Here is a 17,702-nt window from a genome sequence, read left to right as displayed (position 1 = left end):
GCGCAGTTCGAGGAACACTACTACACTGAAACCAGTCGGCCAGTGGTGGCTGACGTACCGCTATGAACTCTCCACCAAACTCGGGGCGATCCACTCATGGCCGAAGTCGAGACAGACTCGATGAGCGAGCGGCAGCTCGCTGCCAAGAGGCACCTGGCTGAAGCAGGCTTCCACCATGGCGGGACGCCGCCACTTGGCTGGATGCCAGGTCCCCGGGTGACCGATGAACAGGGCCGTACCGGCGTGCGACTTGTGCCTCACCCAGTAGAGCACCCAGCCCTCAAACGTGCAGTGGAACTGGTGTTGGACGGCGTGAGCCTGGCACGCATCGCTGACTACTGGAAGGCCGAGTACGGCATCACCACAGCCAAGGGCGCACCGATCTACGAAGCGACGATCTACCGAGCATTAGTCTCGCCCCGCATGGTCGGCTACCGGATGCGACAGGTACCCGAGCATCAGCGCGGCGTGAAGCTCAACTTGCTTGACTACATCGCGCGTGATGCAAAAGGTGACCCAGTCATCTCACAAGAGCCCGTCTGCGACTGGGTGACCTGGCTACGGGTAAAGAAGCGGTTGGAGGAAGCGAAAACCTCACGCACTCGTCGCCCATGGGGATCTCACGAGTGGCTGCTGACGGGCTTGCTCTTCTGCCAGTGCGGAGACCGCCTCTACGGACACAACAAGGCACGGCGCCGAGCATCAGGCGAGAAGTACAACCAGTACACGTACAACTGCATGGCCAACCGCAAACGCGGCCACCGACACTGCACCACGTCGTGCACGGTGGACGCATCTCACAGCGAAGCCCACGTCTTGGGATGGTTCTTCGCCCAGCTCACTGACGACGCCGTTGCCCAGACACGCGCCCGCCGACACGCCGCAACATCCGATCGAGCCCTCAAAGACCTCTTCGCAGCCTTGGAAGAAGCCAAGGCAGAACGCGATGAACTCCTGACTCGACAAGGAAATCAGGAGTTCAAAGGATCCATGGTGCGGCACCTCGTGGCACTACTGGAATCAGTGGAGTCTCGCATCGACAAGCTTCAACGCCAGGTTGAAGCCCTCGACCCGCTACCAGCGATAACAGGTGACCCCGAGGAGCTGGCCCGCAACTGGACCGGCCTGCCACTGGCCCAACGCCGCACACTACTGCGACAACTCATTCGACGCATCGATGTCACGCCCGGTCCGGGTGTCCCGTCTGAGCGCTTGATCATCACGTCCGTCGACGACTGAGGCAGCGACAACATCGACACATCGAGCCAGTTCGACCATCATCTCCACCGACAACGGAGACTCGGCAAGACGCGAGCAGCCGGCCCGCCATCCAAGCGAAAAGCTGGTGCGGGCCGGCCCATCCAAAGCAAGGCCCTTCAGAACCAGATCTTCTACAGCCACGCCCCTTCACCTCTGCTCATCCAGGCTGGCGTAGAAGGCGTTTTCGGCGGCTTGTCGTTCGTTGACTTGGTCGAGGACGTGTTGGACGAAGTCGGCGTCTCGGTCGGTGATGACGGTCTCGTCGTGGGTGGGTTGGGGTTCTTCGCCGGGCCAGGTGGTTTGGCGGGTGGGTCGGTCGCGGTCGAGGCGGGTGCCGGAGGCGGTGACCCAGTCGCGGAGGCGGTGGCGGGCGTCGGCGAAGTCGCGGTGCCAGCCCAGGGGTGCGGAGCCGTTTTGTTCGGGGTCGTAGGCGCATAGCCAGTGCAGGTGCAGTGCGGACAGTTCCCAGACCAGTTCGGGGTGGCGGTGCCAGTAGGGCGGGATGACTGAGGCGGGGAGGCCGTAGGTGTGGCGGAGCCAGTCGACCCACCGGTTCAGTTCCAGCAGTTCGGTTTCCAGATCTTGCGCTGAAAGGAGGTTCCAGTTGATCGGGTGCGGTGGTTCGGGCAGCGCGCTGGTGTCGGGGGTGTGGGGGTGGTCGTCGAGGATGTCGGGGTCCTCGTACTGGTCGTCGGGCTCGGGGCCGTGAGTGCTCATGATCAGTCCCCCCGGGTCACATGCTGAGGCTGTCGGCGGTGGGCGTGGCCTGGTGGTGCTGGGGTGGTTCGAAGTCCTGCCCAGCCGCCTGGCGTTTGAGTGCTTGGCGGGGTGTGCGGTCGACGTCGTAGCGGGTGCGGGCGGTGTCGTGGCCGATCTTCTTGGCGACGAACTCTTCGCCGGCGATGCGTTGGCCGTCGCGTTCGTAGGTGTAGTCGTGGGCGTAGCCTTCGGCGACGAACTGGTCGCCTTTGGTGAAGCGTTCGAAGGCGCGTTCGGCGGTGGCGCGGTAGAGCACGAGGTTGCCGAAGGAGGGCTCGAGTTTGGTGAAGGTGCCGTCTTCTTCGCGTTGGAAGTTCTCCTGGCCGAAGCGGGCGTAGAAGCGGGCATCGCCGCGGTCGGTGTAGGTCAGCTGCGGGTCGGATGCGATGAACCCGGACAGGGATTCCTGGGTGCGGATGGCCATGACGCGGTACCTCTCAACTCGTGGACTGCAGCCCGCTGGTGGTGTGGGCTGCTGGTACCGGTCAGGTGCACCGACCGCTCCGGGCTACTCGTCCTGCGCTGCAGGTCCGGCCTGGAGGAGCTGTTCCAGGTCTCGACGATCCCGCTTGAGGGTGTTGGCGTCGGAGCGGGTGGGCCAGGCGGTCAGGTCGGTGATGATCGGCGGGGCGGAGCGGAGCAGGGTGACGCCGGTGCCGAAGGGGAGGGTGCGGATGCGGTCGGGTGGCAGGATCGGCACCCGCCGTACGGAGCGCTGGTTCGACCTGTTGCCGTGGTCACCGAGGGTGACGGAGTCGGTGTATTCGTCGCGTTCGCCGATGAGGGTGGTGAGGTCTTGGAGGTCGCGGCTGTTGGAGGCGCCACCGAGGATGAGTTTGACGATGGCGGCGTCCCAGATCGCTCCGGCTTGGTGATCGGACCACTTGTCGCGCGCCTGCGCCAACGACTGGAGGACGGGCAGGGTGGTGATCCCGGTCCCGCCACCTTCGGCCATCAACGTCGGCAGCGACGGCAGCGGCGCGAGGTTCCCAATCTCATCCAGGGCGAGCAGGAGGGGTGGGTCGAGCCGTGCGCCGGGTGAGCGGGCGGCGAGACGCCGGGCGGTTTCGATGAGGTCTTCGATGAACGCCGCCACCAACGCCGCGGACGCCCCGGCGCCAGCACCTGTGGCGAGCAGGTAGAGGGTCCCGGACTCGCGCAGGAAGGTCTCGGGGTCGAAGGGGGTCTCGCCCTCGCGTGGTGTGACCGCGTCGAGGACGCGGGGGTCGGCGAGGGCGCCGAGGGCGAGGGCGACGCCTTGCCAGATGGAGTCGCGGGTCTTGGGGTCGGCGTCGATCATCGCCCCCAGCGAGTCGGCCCACCCGGCGGCAGCATCGGGGTGGTTCGTGAGGATCGCGACGGCTTCGGCTGCGGCGGCGGGGTCGAGGGTCCACCGGAACAAGTCCGCCGGCTTTCGAGAGTCCAACGCCGCGGCGTGGAGGAGGGCTTGGAGGGCGGTGCGGGTCTTGCCCTCCCAGAACCCACCCGACTCCACACCACCAGCCGACAACCCGGTGCCAGACGCCAGCCCGGTCGCGCGGATCATCGCCGTCAGCGGATCCTCACAGCCGCGGACGGGTGACCAGCGCATCCCCGCCGGGAGCCCTTCGGCCAGGTGCTGGGGATCGAACACCGCCACCGGACCGCGATGCTGCCGGGCGCGCAGGGTGGCGGTCAGATTGTCCGGCCGGGTGGAAGTGGTGACGACGGGGCCGGGGGCGTCGAGGATGGCGGGGATGACGACGTGCAGGCCCTTGCCGGAGCGGGGCGGGCCGATCAGCAGAATCGAGTCCTCCACACTCACCCACACCCCCTGCCCCTTCGACGTCCCGAGCCGATACCCCACCTCACCCGGCGTCGGGTCCTTCAGCGACGGCCGCAACGTCGAGGCCCGTTTCAGCAGCACCTTCTCCGAGGCGACCTGGGCGACCTCGTGCCGCGTCGCCGTGCCCGCCAACCGATGCGGATCCACCACCTGAGCATGGGAGCGACGCCGCCAGACGACCCATCCCCAGCCCGCGAGGCCGACCAGCCCGCCCAGCACCACGACAGTCGTGACCCAGTAGACGACCGGGCTGAGTCCCGGGGCACCCAATGCGGCTGCGGGGTTGGCGGGGTTGAACAACACCCCGGCGCCGGCGGCCCAGCTCGCAGACGGTTGAGGGATGCCCGTGAGGAACGCGGCCACCGACCCGGTCGCGCGGAGCACGAGGGTGAGGAGGAACACGGCGATGAGGCCGATGAGGGCGGCGTTGATCAGTTCCTCACCCATCGACCCACTCTGCCGCTGCGAGGCACTCATCGCGTCTCCTGCACGATCAGGGTCCCCGAGGTCCGCCCAACCACCACCGGCCCCAAGGCAGTGTCGGGTGGGGTGATGGTGCCGTTCTCATCAGCCGCGACTTCCTCAACGATCTGGGCGAGAAGCACCGTCTCACCGGGCAAGAACCCCACCAACCGGCACGAATCATCTGTCGGGAGTGCCGGAGACTCCGCGGCCGCTTGCTCGTCGGCAGGGGCTGGGGTGTCTGGCTCGGGTTCGGGGTTTCGGCGTGGTCGGTGGGCGTGGATGATGTCGGTGAAATGGCTCCCGTCGGACTCGTACACATCTACCCGCACGGGAATACGGCGCTGCTCGGTGAGGTCATCAAGGATCGCTGCGAAGTCACTCCGACCCCACACCTCACCGGCCGGCGGAAGATGCGGTTGCTGGTCGACGGTCACGGTCAGGGCGCCGGTGGTGTCGACGGTGATGACCACGTGCCGCAGCACCACCGGCACTGGCTCGCTCGTGTCGTTGCGGCGGTGTCTCAGGGAGGGAAGCTTGAGCATTACTTGACTCCTGCGGTGAGGCGGCTGCTGGTGTCGAACAGCTCCAGCTCGCCGGGGTGGAGCTGGTGCTGGATCACGAACGAGCGGTTCTTGATCCGCCACAGCCCCTGACCCACCCCGAGGTTCGGCAGCAGTGCTTGTTCGGTGCCGGTCAGGCCGAGGGCGGTGGCGGTGGGGCCGAGCTGATCGGATTCCTGGCGGTAGACGATCCGCGTCTCCGCATTCGCCAACAGACTGTTGGCCAGCGAGCGCATGGCGGAGCCTTCGTCGCCGACGTTGTCGAGGTCGGAGAGTTTGTGGAAGATCAGCATGTTCGCGATCCCGTAATGCCGGGCCAGACGCCAATGCGCATCCATCCGCTTCAACAACGCCGGATGGGACATCAGCCGCCAGGCCTCGTCGTAGATCACCCACCGCTGCCCACCATTGGGATCCAACAGCGCGGATTCCATCCACGCCGAGCTGCAGGTCATCAACACGCTGATGAGGGTGGAGTTCTCGGTCACCCGGGACAGGTCCAGGCTGATCATCGGCAGATCCGGGTCGAACGCCACGGTGGATGGGCCGTCGAACAGGCCGGCGAGGTCACCGGCGACCAGGCGCCGCAGAGCGTGGCCGACCAGGCGCCCGTCTTCAGCGAGGCGTCCGTCGGGGTCGTGGCTGGGGGTGAGGATGTGGTCGACGACCATGGGCAGGATCGGCACCTCGTTTTCTGCAACCGTGGCGGTGAGGGCGAGGTCGATCGCGGTGTGCTCCAACGGCGTGAGCCCCCGCGCCAGCACCGTTTCGGCCAGCGCGCCGATGAGGTCACGGCGCCGGGAGGCGACGGTGCTCTCCCACTCCTGGTCGGTGAGCCCGCCGGGGCGGTGGCCCTCATCCAGGGGATTTAGGCGGGTGTGGAGGCCGTGGCCGAGCACGATCGCCTTCCCACCCACCGCTTCGGCGACCGCGGTGTGTTCGCCCTTGGGGTCGCCGGGGACGTAGACGCGGCGCCCGAACGGCAACGACCGCGTATACAGCGACTTCGTCAGCGACGATTTTCCCGATCCGACGATCCCCGCGAGCACCAGGTTCGGGGCGGTGATGATCCCGCGGGCGTAGAGGACCCACGGGTCGTAGACGAAACTGCCACCCGAGTACATGTCCTGCCCGACGAACACCCCATCCGATCCCAGACCGCCTTCGGCCATGAACGGATACGCCCCGGCCAGCGTGGCCGAGGTGTCCTGATGCCGCGGCACCCGCAACCGGCCAGGCGACCGCAACGCCGCCGGCCCCGCCTCACCGGCCGCCGGCAGAAACGTCGTCGCCTTCCGTTCCTCCCGTTCCGCCAGCGTTTTCGCCTTCGCCGATTCCCGCTCGACTCTGGCCTGCTCAGCCTGCAGCCGGGCGGCAGCCTGACGACGAGCCTTACGGGTCTTCCGCCGTTCCGCGGCCGGGGACACCAACACCGCAGCGTGCAGCCGTTCCTTCTCGCCGCTCACAGCGACTGCCCCACCGAAGACGACGCCCCATGGGCCGAAGTTGGTGCGAACCAATCTGTGCCCTCGGCCGCACGACGCGGAGACTCAGAGGTGACACCGCTGAAAGCGTCCCGTGCAGCGATGACCTCCTCCTCGTCGGGTGTGGGTGTGGTGTCGGGGTGTTCGCGGACCAGCCCGACATACCCCATCTGCGGGTTGTAGGTCAGCACATACCCGTCGGCCTCGAAGCTGCGATCCCACTGCCCGCGCGGGAGCTCGTGGTACACCTCACCGTTCATGAACGCCGCGCCAGTGGTTTCGTCGCCGAAGTCCCACTGCGCCAGATGCGCGATCCCCGCCTGCACCCCCTCCACATCAATCAGGTCCAGTACCTCATCGGCCTCACTGCCCTGGAGGAACACCACATTCACCCACCGCCGCGAACGCTCGGGCTCAGAGCTGGTGTGGGTGTGCCAGGCGATCCGACCGGAGGCTTCGTGCGCGCGCATCACCCGATCAGCGACCTCATCCAGCCCGTCGGCGGCCTGATGCAACTCATCCGCCGCCGCCAACGCCACCGCCTCCGCCGGCGCGCGGTCATCGGTGAACGCGATATCGCGGTGATCAGCATGAGCACGAGACAGCTGGTCCAGCACCTGCCGCAACAGCCGCACCGACCCCGACACCTCACCCAACACCCGGTACATGTCAACCGGATCCTCAAACGCGCGAGTCGCGTGCGCCAACCCACGCAACCCCTCATAGGCCTCAGCAGCATCAGCCACCGGATCAACAAACGTCGCCATCCCAACAGTCCTCTCTACGCAGCGGCGGTACGCCTACGAGGGAGGTGCGCGGAGCACCGCGAGACTTTGCTGAGGATCAGTGAGTCCTCGGTGCTTTACGCTGGAGTTGGACAACGATGTTCTTCGAGAGGACCTCGAGATGTTGACGTGCACGGGAAGTTCATGCCAGCACGCAGTGAGTCCTGGCTGCGAGTGTGGTTGCGGTGGTGGGAACCACGGAGCTCTTGCCCGGCTTGCCTGGGCTGCCGCCTTGACAGTTCCAGCCCCACAACGGACCCCTGCGCAAAACAAGCAGGTTGGAACAGCCACCACTCAGCGCAACCGTGCGAGTACGAAGGTGAAGAAGCAGGAGAAGACGCACCGCTCATCCCGCAAGACGCCGCGACGCGGCGATGCAACCGCGTTCTTTGACTCCAGTCGCTCCGTCGATATCGTCGACTGGCTGGTTGCCAACCCCAGCGAGCGCGAGAAGATTGAATGGATGGCGCGGCAGGTGGGCGATACCTGCGAACAGGTTCTCAAGCAGCATCCGGGTACCCACCCGCGACTTGCGGATCATTTCTGGTGCGACGTGCTCGCTGCCCTGGTGCAAGTCCTCACTGAGGCGCTTGATGAGATCGACAAGTTCCCCAGCCGTGTCTCACAGTTCACCGTCGACCTGCTGGGGGCACGAACGTGGGAAGCGGTTCACTCCCAACGTGCAGGGTCAAAAGGGAACGCACCGTGTCAGCAGAAGAAGACACGAAAGACGGTCTCCAGAGCAGACAACGATGTTGCGGCAGGGCTGCACGACGCGATCCTGGAAGAGGCCGTCAAAGCCCTGGTCACGGCCCTGATGACCGGAGCAACCGAAGCGACCCACGGGGCGCTGGACCCGATCATCTTGCGGCTGCGAATCCTGGCCATCCTCTTTTGCCCCGACCCATACGCGCACAAAGCCGTATGGGACTACTGCGTCGTGCCCCTGTTGAAGCAAGGGATCGTCATCCGGTCGCAGAACTACCTTCAACAGTTCTACGACATGTTCAAACAGCAATGGACCTGGCCCACCTAAGATCGCGCTCAGACTTGCCGGCAGAGTGGTAGGGCTGCGGCGGTGAAGGCTTGGGCTTGTTGTCCTGCGAGGAGTCGGGTTTCGCAGTTGGCTTGGATGGCGGCTTGTTCGAGGGCGGCGACGTGGGCGTCGAGGTCTTCGATCGTGGTGGCGGTGACGGTGATCAGGCCGGTGTAGCGCAGGATGCCGTGGCCAGCGGTGAGGTCTGCTTCTTGCTGGAGGACATCGTGGTACTCAGCCGTCTGGGAGGCGTCTTCGATCTGCCCGATTTTGGCGCGTTGGGCTTGGTCGGAGATGTGCTCGACCTTCTTCTTGCGGATGTCGCGGGCGGCCTGGTCGGAACGCATGGGGGTGCAGATCAGGGAAAACGACCGCTGGATCCCGCTGGAGAGCAGGATGGGTGAGAGGAAGCCTGGGTAGACCATGGAGCGGGGCCATTCGCTGATCCACAGCACGGCGTGGTGGGCGGAGTCGGTGCGGATACGACTCCAGGTCTCGTTGACCGCGACGGGGCCGGCGGTGGCGAGGTCGTGGCCGATCTGGCCGTGGCGTTCCAAAGTGGCGGCGATCGCGGGGTCGTAGGCCGAGCGCAGGATCACAGCGATCTGGCCGGGGGTGAGCCACCCGGATGGGGTGAGGTCGGCTGAGCGGAGCGCGGCGGTGAGGGTGTTCATCTCTTGGCGTAGGACGGCGGCGGCGCCGCGGATACCGCCGCCGGCGGTGCGGATCTGCCTCGTCGCGTTTCTCATGTCGAGGGACAGGGAGAGGGTGGTGGCGTGGCGTTCGCCGGCGGGGCCGGCGCGGTCGATGAGTTCGGCGTAGGTGGTGGCAGCCCAGCTGGTGTCTTCGGGGTGGCCGTGGGTGGTCCACCATTCGGCCAGTCCGGTGCCGGAGTCGGGCAGGGTGCGTTCCAGGATCTGCAGGGTGGCGATCCTGCCGGAGCGGCAGACGGTGGCCAGGACGCGGCCCCAGGCGGTGACGCGTCGTTCTTGTTCGGCGGGGTCGAGGAGCACGAACGCGGGGTGGGTGATTTCGCACACCACCGTGAGAGTGTTCTGGTGGGGGTCGTGGATCATGCCCGCCCCCGTGGTTGGGTCCTCGTATTCGCGCAGTCGGGCTTGGTCTCCGGGAAGGGCGAGGGTTCCGGCGGGGCGTGGGTTGACGATGCGACGCCGGTAGAGGAGTTGGCCGATGGTGGTGCGGTAGCCCCACCACCCGGCTACGGGCACCCACTCGATGACCGGGCGTCCCGCGACAGGGACCCAGGTGAGGAGGACGGCGGTGGCCCAGATGGGGGCGGTGTAGGCCAGCCACATCCCGCCCCCGGCATACAGGGCGGTGATGATGGTGGCGATCGCGATCCCGACGGTGACCAGCTGGGCCGCGGACAGGCCCAGCAGGATGCCGCGGCGGGTGAGCCGGGAGAACTTCACCGGCACCAACTCCGAACCGGTCGCATCCGGTTCGTGGCTGTTGTTCTTGGTGCGGCGGCTCATGACTGCGGCTCCTTCCCTGCACTCGACGGCGGTGGCGGATTGTCAGCTGGCGGCGGGTTCGGCACCGGCGCGGACGGCGACACCTGCTCACCCCCACCAGGCGAGGACGACCCCGGTGGCTGTGAGCGTGGGGTGCTGGGCGGGGTGGGCTCCGCACTGGCAGGTGGTGTGCCCGGCTGTGGCGGCGTCTCACCGGGTGCAGGTGCTGGTGGAGTATTCCCACCATTGCCTCCGCCTGCGTTGGGGGTGGGGGTGTGGTCGGCGGCGTTGGCCGCGGTCTCGGCCTGCTGGCCGAGTTCGGTGCCGGCTTTCGGTCCCGCGGTGGCGGCATCCTTGGCCACCTGTGCCCCGATCACGGCCGCGGCAGCAGGACCGGCAGCGGCAGCAGATCCACCCGAGGCCGCACCCGATCCGGAAGTCCCAGACCCAACTGCTCCGCCAGTGCCAGCTCCGGCTTCGGCTCCGCCCTGGGAGGCGGAGGGGTTCGGGGTACTCGGTTTCGTCGGCTGCTTCCCGCCACCATCGTTGCGGTCGCCGCCGCTGTTGTTGCCGTCGAGGATCTGCTGGGGGTTGCCCGGCTGACGGTCCGGCAGCGGGATGGGTCGGTTGAGGGAGTTCTTGGCGTCTTGTTCGGCGCCGATGGCGTGGTACATGTCGAAGCCGACGAAGCTGATGAACCGGTAGGTCAGGTAGGGGGCGAACGCGGCCATCGCCATGAGCACCACCCCGGCCAGCGGGTCACTGATCGAGGACAGGTCCCCATCGATCGGGGCGGCGACTTGGGTGATCGCGACCAGGAACATCACGACCAGCACGAGCTTGGAACAGATCAGCGCGACCACGAACATCGCCCACTTGCTGATCCACCCCCGCGTGGCGTCCCACGACGAGCCTGACAGGGCCAGGGGTGCGAACACGATCGCGACCAGCAGCAGAGCCTTGCGCACCAGCAGCGACAGCCACACGATCGCCGCGGAAGTGATCGCGAGCCCGGCGAGGAAGATCGTGATGATCGCCCCCACCCCGGGGGCGGCGATGTTGATCGCGGTCAGTCCGCCGGCGAGGATCGTGATCTTCTCGCCCATGGATTCGGTGGTCTCGCCGGCGGCTTGGACGATCCCGACACACAGCTGGTCGACTACCTCCAACAGCAGCCCGGTCAGGGTGATCACCACGAACGACCCCAACACGCTCTTGGCGAGGCCGAGGGCGGCGCGGGTGAGGGCGGTGGGGTCACGTCTGATGAGGCCGGTGATGAGTTGGAGGCAGAAGAACAGCAGCATCACGAACACCGCGATGCCGAACAGCAGGTTGTAGACCGACAGGTATCCGTCGCTGGTGATGTCGACCAGGGTGGTGGCGTCGAAGACGTTCCACACGGCCTCGAACAACCAGCCCGCGGCTGAGCCCATGGCTTGGGCGAGCCAGTCGAACGGGGCCGAGACCAATGAGGCGGCTGCTTCGCCGGCGGTTTCGCAGACACCTGAGATGACGGGCAGATCGCACACACCCACCGCAATCACTCCTCACACACGCGGGTTGGAACGGTTGGGTAGGGGTTAGACGGACTGGCCGACGTTCCAGAAGAAGTTGATCAGCGTGACCGCGGCGCCGCAGATGATCGCTGCCCCGCAGGAGACCAGGACGCCGACCTTGCCGCGGCCGGCCAGGTGCGGGTTGGAGGAGTTCGCGCCGAAGCCCCACACGATCGCGGAGATGATCAGCGCCAGCACCGATAGGATCAGCCCGATCGTCATCACCGCGCCCACGATGTTGCGCAGCTGCGCGATCCCCGGCAGCCCATCATCGTTTGGCGTGATGTCCACCTCCATCGGCAGCATCACCGGCAGAGTCGACAGATTCGGCACAACACAGCTCATCAGATCAAACACAGCAAGCTCCTCACAGTCAGAAGATGAACGGGTCTGCTTGTCAGGTGTGCGACCGAGCTCCGCTGACTGATGGCCGAAGTTCTTCCGGCGATGCGAGGATGGAGTCGTGGGCGATCATCTCTCTAAGGCATCACGGGGCGGCTTCATTGCTTCTCGCATCGACCAGCAAGACGGCGTAGCTGTACTGCTGATGCTCATGGCTGCGTGTGGGCATCTTGGGCTCCCAAGGGAGGAGTTCGAGACTGCTTCTATATCCTTCGAGGTTTACGATGACATCTCACTTCATTGCGGAGAGCGTTCTCACGTCGTATCCGTGAAGACCTCCCCCATGGATAAGGCGGCCTTGGCCGGGGAGTTCTCTCGATTGAAGTCTCTGGAGTCTCTCGAAAGTCCCCGATTGATTCTGGCGATAGTCGGAGCGCAAACAAAGGACTCGGTTTCACTCCGCCGCTCACTTGAGGAGATTCAGAGCGTGAGTGCCGCGCCTGGCGGTGTATCGGCAGTCGAGGAGTGGGCTCAGTTAAATCCCGGATTCCCTGACCCTCTGACGTGTTCAGTCATGCACTTTCCTGAAAGAGACACGCAGGAGTTCTTGGCTCAAGCGGTTCGCCTCATGCGCAGGCTCGTTCCGTTGATGCAATACACTGACACCGTGGCCGAAGTCATCGTAGACGGGATGCTCGATGCGTGCGGAAGGCTTCGCAGAAAGAGAGGAACGATCGAGGTTCGGGAGCTTTTCCGCCCACTGTCAGAGCTTGCAGTTCCCGCCGTCTTCGCTTTCGGGTCAGTTGATGGCTACGTGAAAACCCGGTACGGCTATCTTCGGGACTCTGAACGAAGAGGGCGCGAGCGTGAGGAGGCCCTCCGGGTGGTCGCCGCGCGGAAGAAGGCGATGGGCAGGTACCGGCGCGCAACGCGAGGATTCCGACTTCGGGCGATGGTGTTTGGCCCCATTCGGTGCATCTCCTGTGGCGGTCCTCTCATGGCGAACATGTATGGATATTCGGGGCGGGGGATTGCCTGCTCGCACTGTGGGTTCAATCCGTACTGCACAATTCTCGCGGCGTGCAATAATGGCCACCCCAATCTCGTTGTCGCTCAGCCGGAAATTGATCAGGTGTCGCTCATGTTAAGGCTCGCGGAGTGTGCGAATATGAAGTGCGATCAATGTGGCGCGACGTTTGCTCCAGAGATTCTAATGATGCGCGTGTTTCAGCTCAATATCCCGTGGCCCCCAGAGAGTTTTAGTGAGAGAAGCCTAATTGCGGCTCGTGAAGAAGTCGGATTGCATGGAGCTGGAGGGATTGGCCCAGAACGGCTCATCAGTGAATTTCCCGCCGGTTCTGACTCAGGTTCTTGACCATGGCTTGTGATCACAGCTGGTCGCCGAGGTTGATGAGCCAGTTGAGCCAGGTGATGCCGGCGCCGGCGAGTGCGGCGGTGCCGAGGGCGACGAGGAGTCCGGTGCGGGCTTTGGTGGCGGTGGTGTGGTTGCCGTTCGCTGTGGCGATGGCCCAGGTGATGCCGGAGATGAGCATGGTGAGGACGGCGGTGACGAGGACGAACGTCAAGAGGGCGCCGATCACGGTGTGGAGGGTGGTGTTGTCGCCGAGGGCGCCGAAGTCGGGGTAGATGTTCATGGGTATCAGCTGCCTTCTTTGACGGTGATGTGGACGTGGTCGTAGTGGCCGCCGGTGACGTCGGTGGGGTCGTGCATGCCGCCGCCGTTGTAGGGGCGCCAGCCCTCGGCGTCGCGAGCGAGGGACCAGATCTGGCCTTGCCAGATCAGGTACTCGACGCCGAGGGTTTCGGCGTTGTCTTTGAGCCAGTTCGTCAGAGCCCATCCGGCTTCGAGCTGCTGGGGTGTGGGGCGGGTGCCGATGGGGTTGCCGAAGGTGATGTCGCAGGCCCGCCCGAGGGGGTGTTCGGATTTGGTGCCGGGGCGGGGTGAGTAGCAGGCCCAGGAGCTGTCGGGGTAGGCGGTGAGGGCTTGGGTGTAGACGTGGAGCATGCGGGCGGTGATCTGTCCGTCGGTGGTGGGGTCATCGACCTTTTGGTCCGGATCCCCGTCACCCGGATCGGGTGGCTGTGGCGCGGGCTGGGTCGCGGCCGGGTTGCAGCCTTCCTGCTCGACCGGCGTGGTGGGGGCTGGGAGATTGCCGGTGGTGTGTTGGTCGAGCCAGGGTTGGGGGTCGGTGAATTCGCCGTCGCTGCCCCCTTGGCGGAGTTCGAAGTGCAGGTGCGCGCCGGTGGAGTAGCCGGCCGAGCCGACATCGCCGATGTGTTGTCCGGCGGTGACTTGGTCGCCGACGTTGACGTGAAAGCCGGTCTCCCACAGGTGGGCGTAGGCGGTTGCGATCTTCTGCCCGCCGATGGTGTGTTCGATGATGATCAGCCCGCCGTACCCGCCGGACATCGAAGCGTGGGTGACGATGCCGTCGGCGGCGGCGAGGATGGGGGTGCCGTCGGGTGCGGAGTAGTCCGCGCCGGTGTGGAGCTTGTTCTCCCCGGTGATGGGGTGGACCCGCATCCCAAACGGCGAGGTGGCGACCCAGGTGCCCTCAGGCAGCGGGAAGACCACGCGCCCGGTCTCCGGCAATGGTGGACTGGTGGTGCTGGGGGTGGTGAGTGTGGTGAGGATCTGTTCGGCGACGGGCTCGTAGTTCGCGTACCGGTCGGGGTAGTCGGAGACTTCGACGGCTTGGGCGGCTTCGCCCTTGGACAGGGTCTGCCAGCCGGGGATGTCGAGCAGGCCGCGGGGTGAGGGGTGGTTGGGGCCAGTAGGGCCGCCGAAGAACGCGCGGGCCTGGTAGCCAGGGTCCATGAGGTCAGGGACGGTGCCCCACCCGGCTTGGGGTCGCATCTGGAACAGGCCGAGGCTGTCGTGGTCGGAGGCGTCCCCGTCATTGGGGTGATTCCCGGAGTCGGGGTAGACGCTGGTGTTGGCCAGCATCCGCAGATTCGACTCGGTGAGCGCGGCCATGAGCGCGATCTGCAGCCCGTCACGGGTCACGCCTTCGATTTGGGAGCCGGTCTGGATGATGGTGGCAGCGTGGGTGAGCTGGGTGGTGTTCAGCGTGAAGGTCTGCCCGTCAGCGGTCGTCACGTCCAGTGAGTCCGGCACCGGCCCCACCACCCCGGGGCCTGAAGCACTGGTGGTGGTGCAGGAGGCGTTGGCGCCGGGGCTGAACATCATCCCGACCCCCAGCAGGAGCAGGGCGGGGCTGAACAGCACGAGCATGGCAGCGATGACGGCGAGTTTCTTCACGGCCAGGTCACCGCAGCGGGTTGTCGAGCTGTGACAGGCGCAGCAGGTGGCAGGTGTCGTAGGTCGGCGCGCAGACCACGAACACCGTGAACTCCACCTTGTGGGCCGAGTCGACTGGTTCGGCGTTCCAGGTTCCGGTGCGGTGCCGGGTGCCCTCGATGGTGTAGGCGACCGTGCCGGGTGCGAGTTGCCCCTCGGGTGCCTGGGCGAGGGCTTCGCCCCACTGGTCGGGGATGTAGGCGCGGTCGATCGTCAGATGCTGACTGGTGCTATAGGTGCGCAGGTCCTGCCATGCGGTCCGCGAGGGCAGGTAGGCGGTGACGTCGGTGGCGAGGCCGGCTTGTTCGGCGCCGCTGGGGTCCCCGACGGCGAGGATCGCCGAGGTGTAGTCCAGCGGCAGGAGCCCGGTGGTGGTGTCCCACGCGAATAGCGTGGTTGCGACATTGCGAGCGAACTGCTCCGGATCAGCACTGCGCGCCACCGGTGGCACTGCCGGCGCCCCCGAGGCCGAAGGCTTGGCGGTGGTGGGTGCGGAGGATGACGGGCTGGTGGTGATGGTCGGTGAGGTGCCCGGGGTGCTGGTGGGAGTGTGGGGGCCGGTAGCGAGGCCGTAGATCCCGACCCCACACACCAGGGCCGTGACCGAGCCGGCAGCGATCAGCACGAGCCGGCGACGCGACGAACGATCAGAAGTGTCCATGCCCAGCAGGTGCGCCCACGCAGCCCAAATACCAGCAGGCAGAAGCTAGATGGCGCGCAGCTGCGGACGGCCACCCGCCGGTCCGTCATCCTGCTCATCGACAGGGTTGGAGGCGGCGGTGGTGTCGTCGGGGTTGGTGAGGGCGGCTTGGAGGGCGTCGGCGAACGCGATGGTGTGTTCGATCACGCGCAGGAACGTGGCGACCTGTTCGTCGGTGAGTTCGACGGCGAGCACGGCCGGGTCGTAGTGGGTCCACCACTGATCCAGTTCGGTCCACGTCACCACGAACGCTCGCACCGGGTACTGCACCGGCCCGCTCTCGGGGGTGCTGTTGGGTTTCTTGGCCGGGGCGGGCTTCGGTTTGCCACTGGATTGGATGCGGGCGAGGGCGTCGGCTGCGGCCTGATGCAACGCCTCATCGCCAGCATCGGGGTTGGCGGTGTGGTTGCGGATGGTCTCGTAGATCGGATGGACCGGGCTGCCCGCGTCGATCTCCTCCAACCCGCGTTGCGCCGCGGCCCGGATGTGTTCGGGCAGGGCGGTGTCGTTGGCGGCGTGTTCGAGGTAGCCGATCTTGTCCAGCGTCTTGTACGAGGCACCGCCGGGGATCATTCCGGCAGCCTGCTCACGAGCCTCACCGGTGGCTCCCGACGGTTCCGGAAATTTTCCGGGACCGTCGGTTCCGGGCTGGTTGTCGCTGCGGAACTGGGTCGCGGCCTTGCGACGCGCAGCATCCTCGGCCATGAGAGATTTCAGTTCGCGGTAGAGGGCGGCGGCTTCCAGAGCGGTGAGCGGCTTGTGTAGGACGTTGTCGTCTTGTTCGGCCAGCAGGTGGCCGAGACGGTCGGAGATACCGGAGCGGACCCACACGTTGACGGTGCGCCAGCCGAGCTGTTTGATCGCCGCCAGCCGGCGTGCCCCGCAGATCAGCACCCCGTCGGGGCTGACCGTCAACGGCTGCAACAACCCATCGCGCTCAATCGAGGCCGCCAGCGCATCGATGTCACCCAGGTCGGCGCGGTGGCGTCGACCGACATGCAGGGAGTCGACGGTGCGGTCCAGCTCGATGTGCCCCGGGGTACTCATGACCGCACCCGTTCCCGCCCCGGGACGGCACGGACGATCGCGGCGACCAAGGCGTCATCACCCAACAGGCCAGCCAGGGACTCCCCGAGCAGCAGACGCAGAAGGATCCCGCGCCCAGCCGTCGTGGTGGCGTAGGCAGGTTCGGGATGGCCCAGCAGGACACGTAGGAGGCACGTCCAGGCTGGGGCGGGAAGGTCGAGCAGAGCGCGAGCGTGCTTGTCGCGCCGCAAGGCTTCGTAGGTGCCCCGCCGAGATCCGATCCGGGCCAGGGCGTTGGTGACGTGATCCACGCCTGCCCGAGCGGAGGCTTCGGGCCAGCCCAGCAGTACGAACAAGCGGGTCGCGTCCGCGACTGCTGCCTGCACGCTCGCATCCACATCCGCATCCACGTCCTCCTGCTGGTCGTGGTGGGGGTCGGTGAGATGAAAGGCCGGGTGGTATTCGTACAGGGGTGTTTCGCGGTCGGAGAACCGTTCGGGGTCGTGGTGGGCGGAGATGTGGGCGCGGCGGGCCTGGTGGACTGAACACATGAGTCCTTGGGCGCGTTCTTCGTAGATGCAGGTGATCCGCACCGCATGGGTGACCACCGCCCATGGGTCTGCGGCGTTCCGTGCCGCCGGGGTGCGCATCACATCAAACGCCGCCGATGCGGCCTCCCACACGTCCAGGCCGTGTTTGCGTGCCAAGGGTGCGAACCGCTCCGCCGCGAATTCCAGCAACTGTTTGGCGTGGGGGTTGTTGCGCCATCCGTGCGCGGCCAGATGCTCCAGCAGAGTTCGCAGCCCTTCGCTGGTGCGGAAGTCAGCACTGTCGGGGTGGGGTGTCGACGGCGTTGTCGACGGCCTCCTCCCGGTCTCAGCGGTGCCGGTGGTTGGTGTTGTGGTGTGGGTCATGGTGGTGCCTCCTGACAAGCAGGTGCGCACCCCCACCCCAGACAGTGGCGGCAGTGGTGTCGTGGTGGTGTTGGCGAGAGTCGTCATTGCTGGTCACCAGGGGGTGTCAAATAGTTTGTGTAAGCCGTGTCGGAAGGAACGGTGATTATCATGACTATGTTCGATAAATCTTTGCCGGGTAGGCCTTCGGGTC

17 protein-coding genes are annotated in these 17,702 nt (G+C 66.1%); 3 read left to right on the top strand and 14 right to left on the bottom strand.

Going from position 1 to position 17,702, the window contains the following annotated elements; translation table 11 throughout:
* The first annotated feature begins 96 nt into the window (after nucleotides 1–96).
* Nucleotides 97–1,239, top strand: coding sequence for a recombinase family protein (locus tag BSZ39_RS09375; RefSeq protein ID WP_073717074.1), 1,143 nt, complete (start codon nucleotides 97–99; stop codon nucleotides 1,237–1,239).
* Between the two features lie 168 nt (nucleotides 1,240–1,407).
* Here the strand turns inward: BSZ39_RS09375 and BSZ39_RS09370 are convergent, their stop codons facing one another.
* The 6 genes from BSZ39_RS09370 to BSZ39_RS09345 all read right to left on the bottom strand — a co-directional run bounded on the left by BSZ39_RS09370 (nucleotide 1,408) and on the right by BSZ39_RS09345 (nucleotide 7,120).
* Entirely contained in the window at nucleotides 1,408–1,977 is a 570-nt protein-coding gene (locus tag BSZ39_RS09370) for a hypothetical protein (RefSeq protein WP_143180472.1), read from the bottom strand.
* Nucleotides 1,978–1,993: 16 nt separating this feature from the next.
* Nucleotides 1,994–2,443 (bottom strand): single-stranded DNA-binding protein, encoded by a 450-nt coding sequence (locus BSZ39_RS09365; protein ID WP_073717073.1) that lies wholly within the window; start codon nucleotides 2,441–2,443, stop codon nucleotides 1,994–1,996.
* An 84-nt stretch (nucleotides 2,444–2,527) separates the two neighbouring features.
* A complete protein-coding gene (locus BSZ39_RS09360; protein ID WP_222842925.1) occupies nucleotides 2,528–4,291 on the bottom strand; it encodes a type IV secretory system conjugative DNA transfer family protein in 1,764 nt (587 codons plus the stop codon).
* 26 nt (nucleotides 4,292–4,317) lie between these two features.
* On the bottom strand, nucleotides 4,318–4,851 hold the full coding sequence (locus tag BSZ39_RS09355; RefSeq protein WP_073717071.1) for a hypothetical protein: 534 nt from the start codon (nucleotides 4,849–4,851) through the stop codon (nucleotides 4,318–4,320).
* Nucleotides 4,851–6,335, bottom strand: a complete 1,485-nt coding sequence (locus BSZ39_RS09350; RefSeq protein ID WP_073717070.1) for an ATP-binding protein — start codon at nucleotides 6,333–6,335, stop codon at nucleotides 4,851–4,853. The genes BSZ39_RS09355 and BSZ39_RS09350 overlap by 1 nt, the downstream gene beginning before the upstream one ends.
* A complete protein-coding gene (locus BSZ39_RS09345) occupies nucleotides 6,332–7,120 on the bottom strand; it encodes a hypothetical protein (RefSeq protein WP_073717069.1) in 789 nt (262 codons plus the stop codon). Before BSZ39_RS09345 ends, BSZ39_RS09350 begins: the two co-directional genes overlap by 4 nt.
* A 337-nt stretch (nucleotides 7,121–7,457) precedes the next feature.
* On the opposite strand from BSZ39_RS09345, the gene BSZ39_RS09340 reads away from it, so the two are divergent.
* Nucleotides 7,458–8,174, top strand: a complete 717-nt coding sequence (locus BSZ39_RS09340; RefSeq protein WP_073717068.1) for a hypothetical protein — start codon at nucleotides 7,458–7,460, stop codon at nucleotides 8,172–8,174.
* A gap of 8 nt (nucleotides 8,175–8,182) precedes the next feature.
* Here BSZ39_RS09340 and BSZ39_RS09335 read toward each other — a convergent pair whose 3' ends face one another.
* From BSZ39_RS09335 to BSZ39_RS09325, 3 genes are read right to left on the bottom strand one after another with little or no spacing between them, the layout of a single operon-like run.
* Nucleotides 8,183–9,670: an SCO6880 family protein gene (locus tag BSZ39_RS09335; RefSeq protein ID WP_073717067.1), complete on the bottom strand. Its 1,488-nt coding sequence runs from the start codon at nucleotides 9,668–9,670 to the stop codon at nucleotides 8,183–8,185.
* The gene (locus tag BSZ39_RS09330) at nucleotides 9,667–11,184 is read right to left on the bottom strand and encodes a TrbL/VirB6 family protein (RefSeq protein WP_073717066.1); all 1,518 of its coding nucleotides are present in this window, start codon (nucleotides 11,182–11,184) and stop codon (nucleotides 9,667–9,669) included. Before BSZ39_RS09330 ends, BSZ39_RS09335 begins: the two co-directional genes overlap by 4 nt.
* Nucleotides 11,185–11,229: 45 nt before the next feature.
* Nucleotides 11,230–11,562, bottom strand: coding sequence for a DUF6112 family protein (locus tag BSZ39_RS09325; RefSeq protein WP_245792484.1), 333 nt, complete (start codon nucleotides 11,560–11,562; stop codon nucleotides 11,230–11,232).
* A gap of 106 nt (nucleotides 11,563–11,668) precedes the next feature.
* Here BSZ39_RS09325 and BSZ39_RS13910 point away from each other — a divergent pair, with 106 nt between their 5' ends.
* On the top strand, nucleotides 11,669–12,922 hold the full coding sequence (locus tag BSZ39_RS13910; RefSeq protein ID WP_073717065.1) for a hypothetical protein: 1,254 nt from the start codon (nucleotides 11,669–11,671) through the stop codon (nucleotides 12,920–12,922).
* A 13-nt stretch (nucleotides 12,923–12,935) separates the two neighbouring features.
* Here the strand turns inward: BSZ39_RS13910 and BSZ39_RS09315 are convergent, their stop codons facing one another.
* Genes BSZ39_RS09315 through BSZ39_RS09295 form a run of 5 tightly spaced genes read right to left on the bottom strand, consistent with a single transcriptional unit; the run spans nucleotide 12,936 to nucleotide 17,509 of the window.
* Nucleotides 12,936–13,202, bottom strand: a complete 267-nt coding sequence (locus tag BSZ39_RS09315; protein WP_073717064.1) for a DUF6112 family protein — start codon at nucleotides 13,200–13,202, stop codon at nucleotides 12,936–12,938.
* A 5-nt stretch (nucleotides 13,203–13,207) separates the two neighbouring features.
* Nucleotides 13,208–14,830 (bottom strand): M23 family metallopeptidase, encoded by a 1,623-nt coding sequence (locus tag BSZ39_RS09310; RefSeq protein WP_222842924.1) that lies wholly within the window; start codon nucleotides 14,828–14,830, stop codon nucleotides 13,208–13,210.
* 7 nt (nucleotides 14,831–14,837) lie between these two features.
* Entirely contained in the window at nucleotides 14,838–15,530 is a 693-nt protein-coding gene (locus tag BSZ39_RS09305) for a hypothetical protein (protein WP_073717063.1), read from the bottom strand.
* Nucleotides 15,531–15,575: 45 nt separating this feature from the next.
* Nucleotides 15,576–16,616, bottom strand: a complete 1,041-nt coding sequence (locus BSZ39_RS09300; RefSeq protein ID WP_073717062.1) for a ParB N-terminal domain-containing protein — start codon at nucleotides 16,614–16,616, stop codon at nucleotides 15,576–15,578.
* Complete coding sequence (locus BSZ39_RS09295; protein ID WP_073717061.1) at nucleotides 16,613–17,509, bottom strand: hypothetical protein; 897 nt, start codon at nucleotides 17,507–17,509, stop codon at nucleotides 16,613–16,615. Before BSZ39_RS09295 ends, BSZ39_RS09300 begins: the two co-directional genes overlap by 4 nt.
* Between the last annotated feature and the right edge of the window lie 193 nt (nucleotides 17,510–17,702).

The sequence above is a fragment of the Bowdeniella nasicola genome, from assembly GCF_001907295.1.
In the GTDB taxonomy this organism is placed as follows: domain Bacteria; phylum Actinomycetota; class Actinomycetes; order Actinomycetales; family Actinomycetaceae; genus Bowdeniella; species Bowdeniella nasicola.
The sequence above is the reverse complement of the archived record's forward strand: the minus strand, read 5'-3'. Positions and strand labels throughout refer to the sequence as shown.